The organism is Chryseobacterium sp. JK1 (assembly GCF_050632815.1).
Taxonomy (GTDB): Bacteria; Bacteroidota; Bacteroidia; order Flavobacteriales; family Weeksellaceae; genus Chryseobacterium.
Window position 1 is genome coordinate 2,767,252 of sequence record NZ_JBODRU010000001.1, and the last position, 19,977, is coordinate 2,787,228.

Consider the following 19,977-nt stretch of genomic DNA (forward strand, 5'->3'; position numbering starts at 1 on the left):
GATGAAATATAAATTATTAGCAGGCATTTTAGCGTTTCTGTCTGTAGGAACTCTAAGTGCTCAGGAACAGGAACAAACTCAGGATAAGAGTTTATATGTAAAAGGAAATGCTTTATTTATTCCGATAGGAATTCTAAATCTAGGCGTAGAAAAACAAATAAGTGCAAAATATACTCTCCAGGGGGATGTTTTTGTTTCACCATGGAAGTCTTTCTTAGGTCATGAATTACAAATTTACTCTCTTTCTATTGAAGGAAGATATTATTTCAAAGAAGCCTTCAAACATTGGTATATAGGAGCTAATATAGGATTATCTGCTTATAATCTTCAAAAATGGAGTTATTGGGAGGATACAGTTACAGAAAACTGGAACGGAGAATTTCTTGTTAATTCCAACCTATATCAGAAAGGTTATTCCATTGCATTCGGAGTCACTGGTGGTTACCAATTCCAATTATCTGACCGTTGGAACCTTGACATTTATGCTACTGTTGGTACTTCTCAGGGCTTTTATAAGGGATATGACAGAACAACAGGGAGACGTTATGATTCTGCTGAGAAATTTAACAAAAGTGGAGAAATTATCCCCTACAGAGGAGGTGTAATGGTATCTTACAAATTTAAATAGTACAATGAAACTATTCGGAAAAAATCATATTATCATTTTAGTGATCACTTTTGTGATTCTTTTTTTAATGAATTATATAGGGAATGATCTCCCTGATAAATTGCAAAGAGCTTTATTAACGGCCTTTGCCGGGGTGGTAGGTTTAACAATCGGACTTTTTATTCTGAATAAAGGCAAGAACGATAAAAACCCACCGCAAAATTTCGACTAATTAGTCTTCATAAACCACATACTGAACTCTGATCTTCTCAAAGTTTTCCAGATCCTTTTTCCATGAAGCTTTGATTTCCGGAATTGATTTTCCTGCGATGATTTGTTTTCTCAGCTCATCAGTTCCGGACAGGGTATCAAACCACAAATTTTTAAGAAAGAAGTCCTGTTGAGGATTTTTATAATTCTGATACGCTCTGATCACCCATTCAAGGTTTAATTCTCTTACATCTTTAGGATAATTGGAAAGATTTTCTCCGTAGCATAATTTTCCGTTCAGGAAAGGATCTTTCGCTCCATAGCTGGGTTTTGGAGTAAACTGATAGGGAAGATTTTCGGTCCATGGAGATCCGTAAATCTGGAAAGGAAGGTCTGTCCCTCTTCCTACAGAAACCTGGGTTCCTTCAAAAAAACAAAGGCTCGGATACAAATTAATCGCTTTATCATTGGGCAAATTTGGAGAAGGTTTATCCAATATCGCGTAACGTTGTTTCTTATGATAATTCTTCATCGGAATTAATGTATACTTGGCCTGTACAGCATTCTTCAGCCATTTCTCACCATTTACCATTTTACCATACTCTCCTATAGTGAGACCATATACTACCGGCACTTCATGCATTCCTACGAAGCTGGTCCATTTTTTACGCAATACCGGTCCGTCGGTATATCCATCGTGAGGATTGGGGCGGTCTAATACAATTACTTCTACATTATTTTCAGCACCGGCTTCCATTAAATAAGTTAAGGTAGAAATATAAGTATAGAATCTCACTCCTACATCCTGAATATCAAAAACGACAACATCAATTCCCGCCAACTGTTCAGGCTTAGGTTTCTTGTTGCTTGCGTATAATGAAATAATAGGAATTCCAGTTTTTACGTCTACTCCGTTCTTCACTTTTGCTCCAGCATCAGCATCTCCTCTGAAACCATGCTCCGGCGCAAAAATGGCTTTGATATTCACACCATTTTTCACTAAGAAATCTACCAGATGGGTTCTGTCACTCATCAAACCTGTCTGATTGGTTACCACACCAATGGTTTTACCCTTTAATAGAGGTAAATATGCTTCAGGTTGATCTGCCCCGGTTTTGAAATCCGGTTGAACTTGAGTTTGAGAATAATATTGATTGAATACTCCTAAAAAAATTAGGCAAATCAGAAGTAAATTTTTAATTTTGAAATCTAAATTCATAAGCTTGAAATTTCCTTTATATTTCTCTAGAAAAATAGCATTTTCCAAAGATAACAAAAATAACCTTTCTAGGGTTATCATCTTCATTGGCAGGCTTTCTGTAGCTTTGGGAATCATTGTTTCCCTTATTACTGTGGCCACCGGTTTTGGTTCCAAGAAAGCTATTAAAGAGAGACTTGCAGATTTCAGCGGTCATATTACGGTAAGATCTACACGTTCCAATTCTTCCTACAATACTTCTGTTCTCGATAATCAGGGACTGAATATTGCTAAAATAAAAGAACTTCCGGATGTGGAAAGTGTTCAGAAGTATGTAACGGTTACCGGTATTATGCGTAATGAACATAATTTTGCCGGAATTATATTTAAAGGGATTGGAAAAGATTTTGACAGCCTAAGATTTAAAAAATTCCTTATTGCCGGAACAACTCCAAAAGTTACAGAAAAAGGGTTTAACAATGATGTGGTTATTTCCCAAAAAGTAGCCAACGACCTACATCTTAAGCTTAAAGACAGTATTGTTACCGTATTTTTAAAAGCAGATCAGAAACCTCTTTACCGTAAGTTCCGGGTGATTGGAATTTACAGAACAGATATCAAACTTATTGATGAGCAGTTCGTTATCGGCGGAATCAATCATGCAAGAAAAATTCAGGATATGAAGCCTGATGAAATAGGCGGAATTGATATTTTCCTTAAAGATGTTAACGATATCGATACCGATTTCCCACAAATTGAAAAACTGATCGGTTATAAAAACTATGCTGAAAAAGCCACTGAGAAATTCCCACAAATCACGGATTGGATCAGTATTTTTGACACTAATATTGCGCTGATTATCATCATTATGCTGATTGTTGTGGTGATTAATATCATCATGGTTCTTCTGATCCTCATTATAGAAAGAACCAACTCTATCGGTTTACTTAAAACATTAGGAGCAAGCAACTCTCAAATCCGGGCTACTTTTATCAATTATACTTTGATCATTATGATTCCGGGATTGCTGTATGGAAATGCAATTGGATTAGGGCTTATACTCATTCAGAAATTCTTCGGAATCATTAAACTTAATCCTGAAAATTATTATGTGAGTACGGTTCCTGTTGATCTTAATCCTATTGCCATCATTTCTATCTCGGCAGGAATCCTGATTATTTCCGGCCTGGCTTTAATTATTCCAAGCTATCTGATCAGTAAGATTTCTCCAGTGAAAGCTATTAAGTACAACTAACGTAATAGTTGACACCCAATAAGTAGGTATTGATTTTCCATTATTTCAATATTACTTATATATTATCATTATTGCACCGACAGTTCAACTCATTTAAAAGCATTATCTTTGCTGCGCTTATAAGACATTTATGAAATACGCAAAAAATATTCTCGAAACTATAGGTAATACACCGCTGGTAAAACTTAACAAAGTACTTGGGGAAGATTTCCCGGCATTAGTTTTAGCAAAAGTAGAAACATTCAATCCCGGAAACTCTGTAAAGGACAGAATGGCTCTTAAAATGATAGAAGATGCTGAGAAAGACGGCAGATTAAAACCTGGAGGAACCATCATTGAGGGAACTTCCGGAAATACAGGAATGGGATTGGCACTTGCGGCCATCATCAAGGGCTACAAATGTATTTTTGTAACCAATTCCAAACAGTCAAAAGAAAAATGTGATATTCTTCGTGCTGTAGGTGCTGAGGTAATTGTATGCCCTACTGACGTAAAACCTACTGACCCTCGTTCTTATTATTCAGTTTCTAAAAGATTGGCTAAAGAAACAGAAAACGGTTGGTATGTAAACCAGTACGACAACCTATCCAACAGAGCTGCTCATTATGAGTCTACCGCTCCTGAAATCTGGGAACAGACGGAAGGAAACCTTACTCACTTTGTTGTAGGTGCAGGTACAGGAGGTACTATTACAGGATGTGGAACTTTCTTCAAAGAAAAAAATCCGAACATCAAAGTAATTGGTGTAGATACTTATGGTTCTATCCTTAAAGAATTCCACGAAACTGGGGAACTTCATTATGACCATGCTTATACTTACATTACAGAAGGAATTGGTGAAGATATCATTCCTGAAAACTATGATATGTCTGTAATTGATCATTTTGAAAAAGTTACCGATAAGGATGGCGCTATCTATGCAAGAAAACTGGCAAAAGAAGAAGGTATTTTCTGTGGATATTCTGCCGGAAGTGCTATTGCTTCATTGATACAGATGAAGGATCAGTTCACAAAAGACGACGTTATTGTTGTTCTACTTCACGATCACGGTTCAAGATATGTAGGAAAAATCTACAATGATGAGTGGATGAAGGAAATGGGCTGGCTGGAAGAAAATAAAGAAGCTTAATACAGGAAAATTCGAAGTGCTGATACAGCCAATTATTGAATTTTCAGAATCATAAAAAAACGGAGCAAAATAGTTTTGCTCCGTTTTTTATTGTTTAATATTTTCTTTAGCTATTTTTTTCAGAAGATTGTATTCTTTTTCAGTCATTGATTTTTTGGGAAACATATAATTATATTTTCCTTCAAGGGAAATAAATTCAGCAGAGCTGTCAAAGTATTCGAAATCTTTCCATTCGCTGGTTTCTTTTTCTCCGTCAATATTAACGGTAAAAAAGTTCTGATCAAATCTGATTTCATAGATCATGCACTTTTCGAGTTTGTTCAGATAAAAGCTGACCTGCTTTTTCCATCTTGATACTTTATTGATACTTACCGATAAAAAGACTGCACAGAGTAAAAATATAAAACTCAGAAAGTACAGGACGCCTACACTATCTTTACTCAAATTTTCTTTCAATAAAAAAGCAATACCCAAAATGACAACGGCTACAATAGTTGTGATGGTTTTACTTTTAGTTGTAGGTGAAAAAAGCAGACTGCCTTGGTTTCCACTAAAATAAATATCTTCAAAAATCTTTCTGTCTGTTTTCAGGGTAATCACTTTTTCCTCACTCATAATATAGGGTGGCTTTAAAAAGCTACAAAACTAAACTAAATATCTTCATATTGATCACTTATGGCAGAAAGTTTATTCATTAATTCCCGGTTTCTTTTGTTCAAGGCATCCAGTTTTTTCAGCATATTATGAATAACTTCCAAGCCGGGAAGGTTAACCTCCAGATCATAATGCCAGTTGGCAAATTTTTCCAGATCCGGCAAATCTTCATACATCAGATAATGAACATTATTTTCAATCTGTATGTGAAGCAGCCCATAATCTACCAATTCGTCAAAAAAAGTAATCTCTATATTATAAATTTTTACGAGTTCTTCCCGTGATATTCTTTCACTCATAGCTTAGGAATTTTTTAATTGTTCAAAAAGTTCTTTCTGCTTTTCTGTAAGATTGGTAGGCAGTTTCACTTCATACGTCACAAAAAGGTCTCCATGTTCACCTTCTTTTTTATAAACAGGGAATCCTTTTCCTTTCAGCCTTACGGTAATTCCGGTTTGAGTTTCCGGTTTCACTTTAAGATGTACGCTTCCTTCTAAAGTATTAACCTTTACCTCGCCTCCTAAAATGGCAGTGTAGAGATCAATGATCACTTTAGTTTTAAGATCATCTCCTATTCTTTCAAAATCCGGATCCGCAGGAATATTGAACGTGATATACAGATCTCCGCTAGGCCCTCCGTTGACTCCTGGATTTCCATGACCTTTCAATTTGATCTGCTGCCCGTCATAAACACCTGCAGGAATTGTAATTCTTACTTTTTTTCCATTAATTTCAAATGTCTGAGGATGGGTTTGTGCAGCGTCTCTTAAATTTAAACTCAGTTCCGCCTGTACATCCTGTCCTTTGAATTTCCCTGAAGCCCTTCCCCGCGAACTTTTACCAAAGCCCCCTCCTGCACCACCAAACATACTTTGGAAGAAATCTGAGAAATCTTCTCCTTCCCCAAAATCTGCACCGGAGAATCCTCCGCTGTAATTGTTTTCCTGTTGCTGATATTGTCTTTGCTGTTGCTGTGCCTTTTCATATTCTTCACCATGCTTCCAGTTTTCTCCGTATTTATCATATTTGGAACGGTTTTCCGGATTACTGAGCACTTCATTGGCTTCGTTCAGCTCTTTGAATTTTTTTTCTGACTCTTTATCGTCAGGATTAAGATCTGGATGATGTTTTCTGGCCAGTTTTCGATAGGCTTTTTTGATATCATCCTGTGTTGCGCTTTTATCTACGCCTAAAATTTTATAGTAATCTATATAAGCCATAGAAACGATGTTTACCCAAATTTATGAAATTTAGGTTTGAAAATTGCATAATAAAGTGTTAAAAATAAACCTATCTTTGATAAAAATAACCCCATGAAAGAGGTATTGAAAAACTATTCCGGAATTCTATTTTTGCTTCTGGGAATTACTGTTGGGAGCATTATAGGAATTGTAGCTCCAAGCATTGTAGAATATATTAAACCATTGGGAGATATTTTTCTCAATCTTCTTTTTGTAAGTGTGGTACCTCTTGTATTTTTTGCAGTGTCCAACTCCATTGCCTCTCTGGAACAGCAATCTAAGTTTGGAAGAATTATTCTTGTGATGGCACTTACCTTTTTATTTTTTATTCTAACGGCTGCTATTTTTACCATTTGTGCGGTTTATCTTTTTCCTGTTTCAGGAATTTCCGGAAGTTCAGAGATCATCAACGAAGCAGCAGATAACGAAACATGGGGTAACAGAATTGTAAGTTTCTTCACTGTAGGAGAATTTACAGAACTTTTCTCCCGAAGAAATATGCTGGCACTATTGGTATTTGCTTTTCTTACAGGATTTGCAGCTAGAAAAACAGGAGAAAAAGGACAGCCATTCAGGGTTTTTATTGCTTCCGGATATGAAGTGATGAAAGAACTGCTTTTATTGGTCATGAAAATGGCTCCCATTGGTTTGGGTGCTTACTTTGCTTATCAGGTATCCACTCTTGGGCCACAGCTTTTTGGTTTTTATGCAAAACCTTTAGGATTGTATTATGTTGCCGGAGTTGTCTACTTTCTGATTTTCTTTTCTATTTATGCTTTTATGGCCAATGGGCAGAAAGGCGTTAAAAGTTTTTGGACTAATGCTATTTATCCAACTCTTACCGCGATAAGTACCTGTAGTAGTTTTGCCACGATGCCCGCCAACTTACAGGCTGCCTCCAAAATCGGGATTCCGAATTCTATTGCCAATCTGGTAATTCCTATTGGAACGACTTTGCATAAAAACGGCTCTTCCATGTCATCGATTATTAAAATCTATGTTGCATTTTTAATTATCGGAAGAGATTTTTTTGATCCTGCCAACCTGCTTTTAGCTCTGGGAATTACTGTTTTTGTAAGCATTGTGGCCGGAGGAATTCCCAACGGAGGATATATTGGTGAAATGCTGATGATCTCTGTTTACAAATTACCCCAGGAAGCCATTCCTGCTGTGATGATCATTGGAACGTTGGTAGATCCTTTAGCAACCGTTTTAAATGCAGTAGGCGATATTGTCGCCGCCATGTTTGTAAATCGGTTTGTGAAGGTCTGATTGAAGTTTACCTATTCCTTTTAACCATGAACTCATTTTTCAAAAGCATTGGTTTGTATAAAACCCTTAATATTGAACTGAATATCGATAACCAAGAGCTTAGACAAAGGCTCTTGAAAATAACCTATAAAACCAACACAACCTTCATATCATTGGAAAAAGATTCTGCAATTCCTTCACGGTTTGAATATCGGGGAATGGTTGAAGCCAACAGTTTTACCATCAAAAGGAGAGCGAGAATATTTGATATGAACAGATCAAACGCTGTATTCCATGGAACAATTTCTGATAAAAATGGAAAATCATCGGTTGCTGTGGAATTTTTCCCATCAGGGTTGCAGATCTTTAACTGGATTGCCATTCTATGTTTTTGCTTAATAATGATTTTTGCCAGTTTACAAGATGATCAGGTTAATATTATGTTGACAATAGTCGCTTCAGCCGTAGCTGTCTCCCAATATTTTATTTTAAAAAGAGGAATTTCTAGAGGAAGATATGAATTTGAAAGGGAACTCATTTATATTGCTCAAAAGCCATAAATAAAATCAATAGTAAAGTCCATATCACTTACAAAACACAAACAGTTTATAATACATGAAAGGAATTATCTGGAAGAGAATCGTAAAAACTCAATATATTTATAACACTATTCTTTCGCAAAGTTCTTATTTTTGAAACAGCTGATTGTAAGAAAGCAAAGAATAGACTCAACTTCGTTGATTCGTTGAAGCTTTTAGATTAGTATATCACAAGGTATTTCACTTTACTCATAATAAATCCGGCCAATTGGCCGGATTTATTTTATTTATAATTCTCAATAGCTTTATTCAAAACATCAATCTGTTTGTTGATACTTGTTGCACTTTGAGTTTACATTATTCGCTTCGTTTTACAGGTTCCAGATTTTCATATTCTTCTGGCGTGAACAACCTGTAATGGACTTTGAAAGTCTTTCCTAAAGGAGTTTCCAATGAGAAACCTCCCGGACCAAATCCATCGGTAACATCCAGCAGAAAATGTGAGTATTTCCAGTATTCAAAAAGATCGCGGTCTATCCAAAACTCATGTCCGTTAATTGTTCCAATCATGGCATCGTTCATTCGAGGAAAAAAGCCGCCTTTTTCAAAGCATTGCGGTTGGGTGCCTTCGCAGCATCCTCCGGCCTGATAAAACATAAGCGGGCCATATTTATCTTCAAGTTCCTGAATCACTTCAAGGGCTTTTTCTGTCGCGGAAAGTCTTGATATTGTCGTGCTCATATTATTATTTTCAAGATGATAAAGATAAAAAGATCCCGGTAAAATAAATTTTAGCCGGGATCAGCAATACATCCTTAATTTAGTTTGATCCGGCAATATCCAAAACGATTCTGCCGTCAATTTGTCCTTTTTTCATTTTATCGAAAACATCATTGATGTCTTCCAGTTTTGCTGCGGTTACAGTAGCCTTTACGAGCCCTTCATTAGCAAAATCCAGTGCTTCCTGCATATCTTTTCTGGTTCCTACAATGGATCCTCTTACGGTAATTCTCTTTAAAACGGTTTCAAAGATTGGAAGTTCGAATGAACCTGGAGGAAGTCCGTTAAGAGCAATAGTACCCTTTCTTCTCAGCACATCTATTCCTTGTTTGAAAGCAATTGGTGAAACGGCCGTAATAAGCGCACCATGCATTCCCCCCACTTCTTTATGTAGATATTCTCCGGGATCTGTATTTTTGGCATTTACTACAAGATCTGCTCCTAATTTCTTCGCCAGATCCAATTTATCATCAGCTACATCAATCGCTGCCACGTGCATTCCCATCGCTTTTGCATACTGAACGGCTACATGTCCCAATCCACCGATCCCTGAAATGGCAACCCATTCTCCCGGTTTTGTTTCGGTTTCCTTTAATCCTTTATAAACGGTAACTCCAGCACATAGAATGGGAGCAATTTCTAAAAAGTTAACGTCAGACTTTAAATGTCCCACATATCTGGAATCTGCAATTACGTATTCTGCAAAACCACCATCTACACTGTATCCACCATTTTTCTGAGCTTCACAGAGGGTTTCCCATCCTGTAATACAGTAATCGCAGCATCCGCATGCACTGTACAGCCATGGAACACCTACTGCATCACCTTCTTTCACAAAAGCTTCTGGTCCGCAGGCTACAACAATTCCTACTCCTTCATGCCCCGGAATAAGTGGCATCTTGGGTTTTGCCGGCCAGTCGCCATCCACTGCGTGAAGGTCTGTATGGCAAACACCACAGGCAATCACTTTTACAAGGACTTCATATCTTCCGGGTTCTCTTACTGGAACTTCTTCTATTTTAAGGGGTTGGCCATAGCCCTGGACTACCGCCGCTTTCATTGTTTTTGGAATCATATTTTCGTTTTTGAGTTGGGTTTTATAACCATCTGTTGATGTACAGATTGACTATTTAAAGATTGGTAATTAGTATTGTATTGTTTGCAAACAAGAATCAGAAAACTGATCTTTCTTTGCGTGAGGGATAGGAAGGGCGGCGAGGAACGAGCCGGTGCGCAATGTAATGAAGCACCGAAACGAAGTGCAGCCCTGAATAGCCCGACCGGTTTGCCCTGGAAAAAGCCAAGGCAAGCGGGCACGTCCTAAAATTAATAATTAAAAGAATCCTAATTTGTTTTTGTTGTAGGATATCAACATGTTTTTGGTCTGACGATAGTGATCCAGCATCATTTTATGGTTTTCTCTTCCGATTCCGGACTGTTTGTATCCGCCAAATGGAGCTCCTGCCGGATAGGAATGGTATTGGTTTACCCAAACTCTTCCTGCTTCGATCTGACGGGGAACATTATACAGCTGATGAGCATCTCTTGTCCATACTCCTGCTCCAAGCCCATAGATAGTATCGTTTGCGATTTTGATAGCCTCTTCCTCATCTTTAAAGGTGGTGAAAGCCAATACAGGGCCGAAAATCTCTTCCTGGAATATTCTCATTCTATTATTTCCCTTGAAAATAGTAGGCTGAATATAGAATCCCTCTTCAAGATCTTCTCCAAGATTGTTAACATCTCCACCAACCAATACTTCAGCTCCTTCTTCTTTTCCTAGTTGAATGTAGGAAAGAATTTTATCTTTCTGAATCTGTGAAGCCTGCGCTCCCATCATGACTGTTTTGTCTAATGGATGCCCGACTTTAATGGCTTTTACTCTTTCTATCACTTTTTCGATGAACGCATCTGCAATGTCTTCCTGAACCAGCAATCTTGAAGGACAGGTACAGATTTCTCCCTGATTAAGGGCAAAAAGAACCGCTCCTTCAATGGCTTTATCTAAAAATTCATCATCTGCATCCATTACTGAACTGAAGAAAACGTTTGGTGATTTCCCTCCCAATTCTAATGTTACCGGAATAATATTTTCTGTGGCATACTGCATCACAAGACGTCCAGTAGCCGTGGAACCTGTAAAGGCTGCTTTTGCTACTTTAGGATTGGTTACCAAAGGGCGTCCTAGCTCTGCTCCAAAACCATTGACAATATTCACAACTCCGGCTGGTAATAGATCTCCGATAAGTTCCATCATAACCATAATGGAAACCGGTGTACTTTCTGCCGGTTTTAACACCACACAGTTTCCTGCTGCCAATGCCGGCGCCAACTTCCATACGGCCATAAGAATCGGGAAATTCCAAGGGATAATCTGTGCAATAACACCCAGAGGTTCGTGTACAATAAGAGACACAGTGTCTTTATCGAGTTCGTTATGGGAACCTTCTTCTGCACGAATTACAGAAGCGAAATATCTGAAATGATCTATTGCTAAAGGCATATCTGCAGCCAGAGTTTCTCTTACAGCCTTACCGTTATCTATTGTTTCTACAGTAGCCAGATATTCCAGATTCTGCTCTATTCTGTCTGCAATTTTATTCAGGATAATGCTTCTTTCTGTGGAAGATGTATTTTTCCAGGTCTGAAAAGCTTTTTCGGCAGCATTTACAGCCAACTCCAAATCTTCTTTGGAGGAATGTGCAACTTGTGTAAATGTTTTTCCATCTACGGGAGAAACAACATCAAAATACTGTCCTTTAACGGGTGGTGTAAATTTTCCGTCAATATAATTATCATATTTACTTTTGAACTCCGGGCGCTGTAATAGAGTTGCTGATCTAGGTTCTGTAAGAGTGCTCATATTAGTATTGTTTTAATTTTTTCGATAATGCCAAATTACATGTACACCCAAAAAAACAATAGCACAATCGTATAAAAAAAGTGGAAAATAGTACAGACTATTAATTTTATAATTTTATTAACAGCAACGTAGAGCCAAATTTTCTATATTTGAGTAACTTGTTTCTTTAAAAATTTTAGAAATGAATAACAATAGTCACAATTTATTAAATACTCCGGAATTACGAAAGGAAAACCAACTATTGAGTCTTGTTGAAAACCAGACAAAATTCACTCTAAACAACTGTGAATTTAGCATTTATGAAACACATAAAGCTGCTTTTGACGTTAAGCTTCATTTTGAAAATATTGCATTTACGGCTATGCTTCGTGGAAAAAAACATATGAAACTGGATAATAAAACCAGCTATTTCGATTATTTCCCAGGGGAAAGTATTCTGGTGGCACCAGGAGAAACAATGGTCATCGATTTTCCCGATGCAGACGAAACACCCACACAATGTATATCTTTAAGCTTAAATCCTGATTTTATAGAAGATTCTCTCAATTATTTAAACTATCATCTCCCAAAAGTAGATGATTCCTCTCAATGGAATATCCAGCTGGATGAATATTTCCTTTTTAATAATAAAGCTTTGGCCTCTGCGACCAATAATATTATGAGAATTGCAATGGATGATAATTCTCAGAAAGATATTATGGCCGATTTTGCATTAAAGGAACTTCTCATAAGGCTCATGCAGACGCAGGCAAGGAGTATGGTAGAAAAAAATATTGTAAAAAACAGATCAAGGATAGGATTCGTAGTAGATTATATCAGAAGGAATCTACATCAGAAACTTTCTATAGACAGTATTGCTAAGTTGGCTTATGTAAGTAAATCTAATTTCTTTAAAATGTTTAAAGATGAGTTTGGGACATCTCCAAATGATTTTATACTGCAGGAAAGAATTAATAAAGCTAAAGAATTACTTGCAGGGCAGAACAGCATTAAAGAAACGGCTTACCAGACAGGATTTTCTGACACCAATTATTTTACAAGAGTATTTAAGCAGTTGGTAGGAGTAACCCCTAAAAGTTATCAAAACGGGATAGGATATTTTGAATAGATTTTCATTCAAAATATTAGGATATATAAAAAGCCCCTGAAGTAAAACTTCAGGGGTTATTTTATGAATCAGGATTAGTATCCGTCATTTTGTGTAACATTCGGGTTTGCCGACATTTCTTTAATAGGAATAGGTAAAGTATATCTATAGTCCCCATTCTTAAGATTTTCAACAGCAATAATATCATCGGTAGCATTTCTGTCCATTGATACATTTGCAGCAGCAGCTAATCTCTTTAAGTCAAGAAAACGGTGCCCTTCAAGAGCCAATTCTACTCTACGTTCTTTCAAGATATCTGCATAGGCAGACTGAGCTGTAGAATAAGTAGGCGTTACTGCTTTAGAGTCATAGTTTCGTGCCACTCTTACCTGTTGAATAAGATTCTGAGCTGCAGAAAGATTTCCAGCCGCTACTTCAGCTTCTGCTAAAATGAAATACATTTCTGAAAGTCTGAAAACTTTAACATCATTCCTAGTAGCCGTACTCGTTTTACCAGGATATTTATCGATTACCAAACCGTCATTTCTTGTATTTCCTCCTGTCGCAGTAGCATAACTAGCATTTGGCTTTGAAGTAGGGTCTACATACGCATACTTTCTGATATCTCCCGGAATATTCTGGAATAAATTATATAGGTTTCTTCCCCAGAACCACATTGGAGAACCGGTAATTGTAGACTGGTTGGTATTCCATTTTGCACCAATACTTCCTCCAGCTCCTAAAGGAAGTCTGTTGAGAGAGAAGAGAATTTCTCCTTTCGCAGAATCATTCCAAAGGTTTCTGTATGGGTTGAAAGAAGACGCAACACCATAAAACGCTGTATTCCATGATGTATTACCTATAGGCTGAAATTTTGTAGGATCAGCAGGATCAATTAAAATAGAACTAGGTGTTGCTATAGTAAGACTCAATCCTGAATTTGAAATAACATCCTGAGAATACTGTTTTGCTAAAGGCATATTTCCTCTATACAAATTAAAACGGGCAGTAACAGCATTTACAAAATTTTTATCAGCAAAATATCTTGCTCCCTGATCAGCTGATGCAGAGTACGTTAATATGTTTCTAGCATAGTCTAAATCTGCATTGATAAAATCATATACATCCTGATTTTTAGCTCTCGGCAATTGAGCATCTGTTGAAGGAACATCTTTCAGAAGAATTACTCCTAAAGCATTAGGATTCTTCATATCGCTGGAGAAATAGGCTTCCAGCTGTACATAGCAATATGCTCTGATTGCTCTTGCCTGTGCAAGAATTTTATTATAATCGTCTTTTTCTTTAGTAGTAACAGGAGTAATTTTCTTTGCTCCTTCCAGTAATCTGTTTACTCTATTGATCACTTTGTAGTTATTCAACCAGATTCCATCACTTGCTGCAGTACCTACAGTACCACCAGTTATAACAGGGCTTGCAGCATCAAGAAAAAATCTGTGTAATGAATATTCCTGTCCTCCACTTCCTGAGCCTGGCTTTACCTCATCAGTAAATACCGCTGTAAAGTAAATCTCATCCATTGGATCAAGTTGAGCATAAACAGATCCATTTAGTACCTCTCCTAGATTGGAGACACTTGTATAAAGATCCTGTTCCTGCAATTCACCTGCCTGCTTGATATCAAGTGCATCCTGGCAACTGTTTAATGTGAAGGCAGCAGATGATAAAGTTGCTACAACTAATATTGTATTTATAATTCTTTTCATAATTTTTCTCTATTAAAAATCAACATTTAAACCTACCGATACGGTTTTTGGGTTAGGATACACATTTAGTGAATACGAAGTAATTGGTTCCGGATCAAATCCTTTCCATTTCGTCCAGGTATAAAGGTTCTCTGCCTGAACAAATACTTTAATACCTTTTACCGGTAGCTTACCTAATTGATTTTTGCTAAAATTATATCCTATAGAAACATTTTTAAGCCTGATAAAGTCTGATCTGTGTAAGAATCTGTCTGAAGAACCTAGGGTTAAGTTTTTCGCTGTCAGAGAAGGTACATCAGTATCTCTATTTTGAGGAGTCCATGCGTTTAGCAAATCAGCAGAAAGGTTTCTGTTAGCTGCTGCACTTGGGTCAAATACCCATGATTCCAGGTTATCATAGATCCATCCTCCTTGCTGAAAAGAGAATAGTGTATCAAGGAACCAACCTTTATGTTGCAAATTGAATCCAAAACCTCCTGTAAATTTCGCAAACCTTGATTTTCCAGTTAATCTTCTATCTGCCGAAGTTGGAGCTTCAGTAATATTTCCATTCTTATCTAAGAATTGAAGATTTCCATTGTCTTGGTTCACTCCAAGATATGGATATAACTGATACTGTCCTGCAGGTCCACCAATAGCATTCACTACATCTCCTGCTAAGTTTTCGCTACCCATTGATACGATTTTGTTTGAATTGTATGCTCCGTTTGCGAAAATAGATAGTCTTGTATTTTCAGTTTTGATAGCGTTATATCTGATTAACCCTTCAATCCCTTTATTATCAAGAACACCATCGTTTCCTCTAATTGCATATACACCAGTAACTGAAGATTTCTGAAGATCATTGAACATTCTGGTTGTTCTTTTCTGGTAATAGTCAACACTACCTTCGAACAATCCTTTATAGTTAAAATCTAAACCAATATTGCTTTGTTTAACCTGCTCCCATTTTAAGTAAGGGTTAGACAAGTTAACAAAGTTATATCCCAACATATTCTGATATCCTGAGAAACCGTTGTAAAGATCAAGGAAGTTATTTGGAAGTAAAGCTAACGGGTTTTGATTATCAGCAGCAATTCCTAAGTTCTGGTTACCTGTAGTACCAATGGAAGCTCTTAGCTTAAGCAATCTGAAGCCAGAATTTGCCATAAAGTTTTCTTTGTCAATATTCCATCTTGCAGCTACTGACCAGAAAGTTTCCCATCTGTTTGTAGGAAGAAAACGGTAGGATCCGTCTCTTCTTACTACTCCACTTACACCATATTTATCTTTGTAGTCATAATCTAATGTACCGAAGTAAGCTAATGTACCAGCAGTAACTTTTGAAGCTGATACAGATGGTCTATAAATGTTGGGTGTATCAGGATTAAATGGAATATATCCAGTTCCCCCACCAAATTCCCACTGTAATGGGTTAAGACCATTTTGTCTTTGGAAAGTTGAACTTACGTGAGCTTTAATATAATCCATATAAGCCCCTGCAGAAATAGTATGATCTCCAAAAGATTTATTGAATGAGATATTCGTGATACTGTTGAACGTTAAATCTCTTGTTGTTGAAAAGTCTTCGTTTCCTCCATATTTAGATCCATCTCCATTCGCTACACTTATTGAAAGGTATCCTAGTGGTGATCTTGCAAAAAGTTTTTCGTATTGTTTATATTCAATACCTGTTCTGTTTCCGATGGTTAAATAATCTGTAATCTTATAGTTTACGTTAGCATTCGCAGAAATACTTAATTCTGTAAACCTGTTTCTAATCCCTCCATTGATATTATCCTGAAGAATCCATTGTCTGTTATTAGACGCATCTGCTCCAATAGCGTTAAATAGCTCCTGTCCGTTTGCATATGGAGAAGGTCCAATATAAGGTCTGGAAAGTACTCCTCCGAATAATGGATTTTGAAGGGTATTGTTAGAAATTCCTGTATTGGTTTCGTCATCTAACTGATTCCTTTTAGAGTATCCTAAACCAATGATAGAACCAAACGTTAACTTTCCGTTTTTAGATTTACCATTAAGGTTATTCCTCATTGTAAATCTCTTAAAATCGGTAGATCTTACAGTTCCTTCACTATCTAAATATCCTAAAGAGAAGAAATTATTGATATTTTCTCCACCTCCAGTAATAGATAAGTTATGTTGCTGAGAAATACCAATGCGAGTGAACTGTTTGTTCCAGTCTGTATTGGTTCCCCAATTATCAATTTCCTGTTGTGTTAAAGTATTCCCTTTACCTGTGGATAAATTCTTCTGAAGTTGCAATAATTGTTGTCCGTTCGACATATTGTAACTCCCTGTAGGAATCTTACTGAAAGAAGTTAATGCATCGTAAGAAACCTTAAGTCCAGAATTAAATTTCCCTCCTTTAGTTGTAATAACAACTACTCCATTTGCTGCTCTGTTACCGTAGATTGCAGTGGCCTGAGCATCTTTTAGAATACTGAATGTATCAATATCATAAGAGTTCAGGTTTCTAAACTGAGATCCCGAAGTAATTACTCCATCTATTACGTATAAAGGATCTGTGGAACCATTTAGGGAGCTCATCCCTCTAATCAGGATATTGAACTTTCCTGAACCTGGAGAACCAGAAGCAGAGTTTACTACAATACCAGGAGCCGTTCCCTGAATTGAGTTCAGTACCGAAATATTCGGTCTGTTTTCCAGCGTTTCCGAACCTACTGTTACGGAAGAAGTTGTAGTTTTAGCTTTTGTAGCTGTTTTACTATATCCTAAAACAACTACTTCCTCAATTTTAGTCTCCTTGTCCTTACCGTTCTTAGAGTCTTTTTCTTGAGCAAATACAGCCTGCCCTGTAAAAAACAAGACTCCAGCTGTTAAAACACGCAGTTTCACATTCATATTAACAAATTTTAATATATTGAACTGACAAATATGTTAATAAATATCAAAAACATCAATCAACTAAAAGCTAAAAAAAGCGCGTCAGAAAAGGATATTCTCATCAATTTCCACTAATCTTTATAGAAAATTTTCGATACGTTTTAAAATTTTAAAAAAAAATAAAGTATTTCAAATATTATGAGAATTTTAACAAATATTAAAATTAAAATTAAAATACAGCATTTAGTGTACTAAAACGAAAAATATAAACCTAAACAAGATATTACATATAAAATATACACGAAATTCATCCTTGATTTAAGGGGGAAATAATGAATTACTCATATTTATTCTCTCAGATAATGCTAAGAATGACCTTATAAAAAATAGGAAGACTACCTTGAAAGGTAGTCTTCCTGAAGTTAAAATTAAAAATTTGTTAATAATAAATCAAAAGTTGAGTGTAAACTAATCCTAAAGAAAGAATTTTAATTGACTCATTTTTCTATCATTTAAACTATTTTATTAAATAATTTAACCCCAGATCAAACCAGCCTTTAATATTTTTCTACTACCAGCCTGGATTTTGCTGTGCTGACAGAGTCGGATTATTGAGTACTTCTTCATTAGGAAGAGGTCAACAACTGATTTATTTTTTGTTATTTTTCAGATAATTAATATCAAGACTGATGTCCATAATATCTTGCGCTAAACCGAACAGAATTATTGGCTTCAACAGGACCTTTATACATGTCAGTTACAGATTAACCAATCTATTATCTATGATTTTTTTATGAGCTACAAAGTCAATAAGTGTTCTGTCATTCACATTTTCAAAAATCTTACCTGAGATTTTTTGATTTTGTGGCACTGCCAAAACAAGATGAAATAAAAATAGGAAGGTATCTTTTAGATAGCCTTCCTGAAGTTAAAATATAAAAATTTGTTAATAAAATATATTAAACGTTTATCATGAATCAGCTCTAAATAAAGAATTACTTTGAACCGATTTTAAGCTAGCCTTTAATATCCTGGATTTTGAACAATGTCTGGATTTGCATTAAGCTCTTCTTGTGGAATTGGTAAAGCAAACTTATAACTGTTAATTGGTAGGTTAACAGGATTTGCTGCGGGAAAATTAGAAGAACTAGAAGAATAATCAGCCTGATCTCTGTCTATCGTAACATTAGCCAAAGCTGCAAGCCTCTTGATGTCAATATAGCGATGACCTTCATAAGCAAATTCCAATCTCCGTTCCTTTAGAATATCAACCCAAGCAGCTGTTACATTTAAATACACAGGAGCTATTTGTACCACACCTAATCTCGCATTTAATATAGACTTTAACACTACTCCTACTCCTTCAAGATCTCCTGCACTAGCTCTTGCCTCAGCTTTAATAAAATACATTTCAGATATTCTCATTATTTTAAAATCATTATTAAAACCGTTCGTGGCAGTAACTGCAGATGTTATTGTTCCGTTTTCTGTGCCGCCATATTTTTGGATAATTAGTTTATCTGTATTTCTATAATCTGGTGAAGTAGCATAATTGGGATCAATTACTGAGGAGGGAGCTACGATGGCATTCTTTCTAACGTCCGTTGGTCTTTGATTAAGTATATTAAACAAAGATCTACTTACCTCATAAAAAGGAGATCCATTCAAATTGGGCCTTACAGAACACCACCCATTATGTAAATTAGTTAACTGTGAATTTTGTTGGGGAGTTCTCTTTAGCCTAAAAATCACCTCTTTATTAGCCGGTTCATCATCAGTAAAAAATATTTTAAGATAATCAACAGGATTAGCCAATGTGACCTGTGAAGTATTTATTACTTCATCTGCCCATTTCTCCGCATTTATATAATCTCCTTTATATGCATAAGCCCTTGCTTTCAATCCTTTAGCAAAATTCCTACTCGCTACCTTATTATCAATCAAATAATTACTAAGTCCATTGTAGATAATAAGAGCATCATCTAGATCTTTATGAATCTGCTTATAGAATACTCCATTCGTAACTCTAGAGTTTATTTTTTCTTCGGGAGTAAATACTTTATTTGCTAATATTCCTGCCAAAGCATTATCATCTTTAAGGTTAGGTGAATAATAAGACAATATTCTTAAATGTCCATAAGCTCTTGTCGTCAGTGCTTCAGCTTTTAATTTAGAAATTAATAATGCATCAGCAGCATTTGCCGGAATTATTTTATCTGCATACTGAATAACTTTATTTACCCTTGCTAAAGCTGAATAAGTTCCTACCCAAATTTTAGCTGGAACAGCCGAGGAAGGAATTAATAGGAAAATATATTCTTCTGAAAGCCCCTGCCCTCCATTTGCATATCCAATTCCAACTTCATCAGTAAAAACAGAAGAAAATACAATTTCAGATCTATCTGAAAAAATATTGTAAGTTGAGTTCATTAATTTTTGTAAGTCTGAAGATGTTGTAATTGCGTTTTCTTCAGTTAGCGAGCCAGGTGTAAAAGGAGTCAATAGGTCACTACTACACGAAGTAAGTAATAATCCAGACACTAATGTTATATATATTAATATTTTTTTCATTGTAATTATCTTAATATTTGT

Annotated in this window: 17 protein-coding genes; 7 read left to right on the forward strand and 10 right to left on the reverse strand. The window is 36.1% G+C overall.

Annotation, left to right across the window (positions count from 1 at the left end; translation table 11 throughout):
- Position 1: 1 nt before the first annotated feature.
- Together ACQ76T_RS12540 and ACQ76T_RS12545 are read left to right on the forward strand one after the other, a co-directional pair.
- Complete coding sequence (locus ACQ76T_RS12540; RefSeq protein ID WP_431343624.1) at positions 2-628, forward strand: DUF3575 domain-containing protein; 627 nt, start codon at positions 2-4, stop codon at positions 626-628.
- 4 nt (positions 629-632) lie between these two features.
- Positions 633-839, forward strand: coding sequence for a hypothetical protein (locus ACQ76T_RS12545; protein WP_318846965.1), 207 nt, complete (start codon positions 633-635; stop codon positions 837-839).
- Here ACQ76T_RS12545 and ACQ76T_RS12550 read toward each other — a convergent pair whose 3' ends face one another.
- Entirely contained in the window at positions 840-2,036 is a 1,197-nt protein-coding gene (locus ACQ76T_RS12550; protein ID WP_431343625.1) for an exo-beta-N-acetylmuramidase NamZ family protein, read from the reverse strand.
- A 4-nt stretch (positions 2,037-2,040) separates the two neighbouring features.
- Here ACQ76T_RS12550 and ACQ76T_RS12555 point away from each other — a divergent pair, with 4 nt between their 5' ends.
- Both ACQ76T_RS12555 and ACQ76T_RS12560 read left to right on the forward strand, forming a co-directional pair.
- Positions 2,041-3,270 (forward strand): ABC transporter permease, encoded by a 1,230-nt coding sequence (locus tag ACQ76T_RS12555; protein ID WP_431343626.1) that lies wholly within the window; start codon positions 2,041-2,043, stop codon positions 3,268-3,270.
- A gap of 130 nt (positions 3,271-3,400) precedes the next feature.
- Positions 3,401-4,399: a PLP-dependent cysteine synthase family protein gene (locus ACQ76T_RS12560; protein ID WP_422693572.1), complete on the forward strand. Its 999-nt coding sequence runs from the start codon at positions 3,401-3,403 to the stop codon at positions 4,397-4,399.
- Positions 4,400-4,486: 87 nt separating this feature from the next.
- On the opposite strand, the gene ACQ76T_RS12565 is transcribed toward ACQ76T_RS12560, so the two are convergent.
- The 3 genes from ACQ76T_RS12565 to ACQ76T_RS12575 are packed head-to-tail and all read right to left on the reverse strand — an operon-like array spanning position 4,487 to position 6,273.
- Entirely contained in the window at positions 4,487-5,014 is a 528-nt protein-coding gene (locus ACQ76T_RS12565) for a hypothetical protein (RefSeq protein ID WP_431343627.1), read from the reverse strand.
- A 35-nt stretch (positions 5,015-5,049) separates the two neighbouring features.
- Positions 5,050-5,352, reverse strand: coding sequence for a chaperone modulator CbpM (locus ACQ76T_RS12570; RefSeq protein ID WP_431343628.1), 303 nt, complete (start codon positions 5,350-5,352; stop codon positions 5,050-5,052).
- A 3-nt stretch (positions 5,353-5,355) separates the two neighbouring features.
- Entirely contained in the window at positions 5,356-6,273 is a 918-nt protein-coding gene (locus ACQ76T_RS12575; RefSeq protein WP_431343629.1) for a DnaJ C-terminal domain-containing protein, read from the reverse strand.
- A 93-nt stretch (positions 6,274-6,366) separates the two neighbouring features.
- Here ACQ76T_RS12575 and ACQ76T_RS12580 point away from each other — a divergent pair, with 93 nt between their 5' ends.
- Both ACQ76T_RS12580 and ACQ76T_RS12585 read left to right on the forward strand, forming a co-directional pair.
- Positions 6,367-7,566, forward strand: coding sequence for a dicarboxylate/amino acid:cation symporter (locus ACQ76T_RS12580; protein WP_431343630.1), 1,200 nt, complete (start codon positions 6,367-6,369; stop codon positions 7,564-7,566).
- Positions 7,567-7,592: 26 nt separating this feature from the next.
- The gene (locus ACQ76T_RS12585) at positions 7,593-8,105 is read left to right on the forward strand and encodes a hypothetical protein (RefSeq protein ID WP_431343631.1); all 513 of its coding nucleotides are present in this window, start codon (positions 7,593-7,595) and stop codon (positions 8,103-8,105) included.
- A gap of 336 nt (positions 8,106-8,441) precedes the next feature.
- Here ACQ76T_RS12585 and ACQ76T_RS12590 read toward each other — a convergent pair whose 3' ends face one another.
- The 3 genes from ACQ76T_RS12590 to ACQ76T_RS12600 form a co-directional block, all read right to left on the reverse strand.
- Positions 8,442-8,825 carry a DUF779 domain-containing protein gene (locus ACQ76T_RS12590; RefSeq protein WP_431343632.1) on the reverse strand — a complete coding sequence of 128 codons (384 nt, stop codon included), beginning with the start codon at positions 8,823-8,825 and terminating at the stop codon, positions 8,442-8,444.
- 79 nt (positions 8,826-8,904) lie between these two features.
- A complete protein-coding gene (gene adhP / locus ACQ76T_RS12595; protein WP_422693579.1) occupies positions 8,905-9,939 on the reverse strand; it encodes an alcohol dehydrogenase AdhP in 1,035 nt (344 codons plus the stop codon).
- Positions 9,940-10,197: 258 nt separating this feature from the next.
- Complete coding sequence (locus ACQ76T_RS12600; RefSeq protein ID WP_431343633.1) at positions 10,198-11,727, reverse strand: aldehyde dehydrogenase family protein; 1,530 nt, start codon at positions 11,725-11,727, stop codon at positions 10,198-10,200.
- A gap of 181 nt (positions 11,728-11,908) precedes the next feature.
- On the opposite strand from ACQ76T_RS12600, the gene ACQ76T_RS12605 reads away from it, so the two are divergent.
- Positions 11,909-12,835: an AraC family transcriptional regulator gene (locus ACQ76T_RS12605; protein WP_431343634.1), complete on the forward strand. Its 927-nt coding sequence runs from the start codon at positions 11,909-11,911 to the stop codon at positions 12,833-12,835.
- A gap of 74 nt (positions 12,836-12,909) precedes the next feature.
- On the opposite strand, the gene ACQ76T_RS12610 is transcribed toward ACQ76T_RS12605, so the two are convergent.
- From ACQ76T_RS12610 to ACQ76T_RS12620, 3 genes are all read right to left on the reverse strand, one after another.
- Entirely contained in the window at positions 12,910-14,538 is a 1,629-nt protein-coding gene (locus tag ACQ76T_RS12610; RefSeq protein ID WP_431343635.1) for a RagB/SusD family nutrient uptake outer membrane protein, read from the reverse strand.
- A gap of 12 nt (positions 14,539-14,550) precedes the next feature.
- Positions 14,551-17,403, reverse strand: a complete 2,853-nt coding sequence (locus ACQ76T_RS12615; RefSeq protein ID WP_431343636.1) for a SusC/RagA family TonB-linked outer membrane protein — start codon at positions 17,401-17,403, stop codon at positions 14,551-14,553.
- A gap of 1,005 nt (positions 17,404-18,408) precedes the next feature.
- Entirely contained in the window at positions 18,409-19,956 is a 1,548-nt protein-coding gene (locus ACQ76T_RS12620) for a RagB/SusD family nutrient uptake outer membrane protein (protein ID WP_431343637.1), read from the reverse strand.
- Positions 19,957-19,977 lie beyond the last annotated feature (21 nt).